Annotated in this window: 1 protein-coding gene; it reads left to right on the top strand. The window is 76.2% G+C overall.

The window, feature by feature from the left end:
• Positions 1 to 1,403: NACHT domain-containing protein (locus J0695_RS38895; RefSeq protein WP_505383629.1), on the top strand; the 1,403-nt coding region annotated here is incomplete at both ends.

Consider the following 1,403-nt stretch of genomic DNA (forward strand, 5'->3'; position numbering starts at 1 on the left):
TTCACGGGGCTGATCCTCGGGGTCGTCGGGGACCCGGGCAGCGGCCGTACGACCGAACTCGGCGCGCTCGCCGCCCGGCGCGCCAAGGGCGCCGAACCCGCACCGACCCTCTGGCTGCGCGGAGCCGATCTGCGCGCCGGGGACGCTTCCCTCGCGGACGCGGTGGCCCGCACCCTCCAGCAGGCGGGGCGGATCGTCGCCCCCGGCGGCAAGGAGGCGGCCACCCCCGAGCAGGTCGCACGCCTCGCGGCGGACGCGGGCCAGCCCCTGTTCGTACTCCTGGACGGGCCCGAGGAGATGGAACCCGCGCTGGCGCGCCACCTTGCCGACTGGGTGGTGGGGACGGCGGGGTGGCTGCATGCGCAGGGCGTGCGGATGGCCGTCGCCTGTCGCCCCGAGCACTGGGAGCAGTGGGAACAGGCGGTGGCGCTCTGCCCGGAAGGTATGGCGTCGGGTGTACGGATCGGGGATCTGTCGGCGGCGGAGGCGGCGCAGGCCCGCCGGATGTACGCGATCCCCGACGGAACCCTCGCGTCCGCCGACGCGGCGCACCCCCTCGCCCTGCGGCTGTTCGCGGAGGTCCGCGAGGCGCTCCCCGGCGGGGCCGAAGGCTGTCCGTCCCGCGAGGAGATCTTCACCGCCCATCTGGACCTGATGTGCCTGCGGATCGCGGTCCGCATCGTGGCGGCGGGCGGGCCCGAGCTGCGCGGGAGCGCGGTGCGCAGACTGGCGGCCCGGGTGTCAGGGCAGGTGCACGAGGCGGCACGGCGGTGCCTGGGGCCCGGCGAGGGCGAGCTGGACCGCGAGGCGTTCGAAGAGCTCTTCCCCTGGCGCACGGGCTGGGCCCCTGCCGTCCTCACCGAGGGTCTGCTCACCCCGGCGGGAACCGGCTACCGCTTCGCCCACGAGGAGTTCGCCGACTGGCTCCAGGGCGAACACCTCGACGTGGACGGGGCTCTGCGCACCCTGGTCCACCGCTGGTGCGAGGGCGAGGGGCCGGGAGATCCGACGGTACGGCTGCCCCGGCACCGGATCGGCCCGGTGGTCCAGGCGCTGCTCCTGCTGGGGCGGCAGCGGGGCCCGGCCGAACTGGGCAGCAGGCTGCGGGAGTTGGCGGACGCCCTGGACCGGCTGGGGCCGGAACCTCCGGGTGCGCGCGTGCCGCAGGCGCGGCGCGAGGCCGACGCGGACGAGCCCGCCGCAGGGACCGGGGCGGCCCTCGACGACGCCCGCTGGTGGGCCTCGCACCTGCTGGCCGAGGTGCTGCTGCGCGTGCCCGACGCGGAGTCCCTGCGCGGGGCGCTGTGCAGGCTCGCCGACCGGATCGTGCAGCGGTCCGTACGGGACGAGGGACCTCAACACCTCGGTGTGTACGCGCTGTTCGGGCCCTGGTTCTGGGAGCG

This window comes from Streptomyces beijiangensis, assembly GCF_017315755.1.
Lineage (GTDB): Bacteria > Actinomycetota > Actinomycetes > Streptomycetales > Streptomycetaceae > Streptomyces > Streptomyces beijiangensis.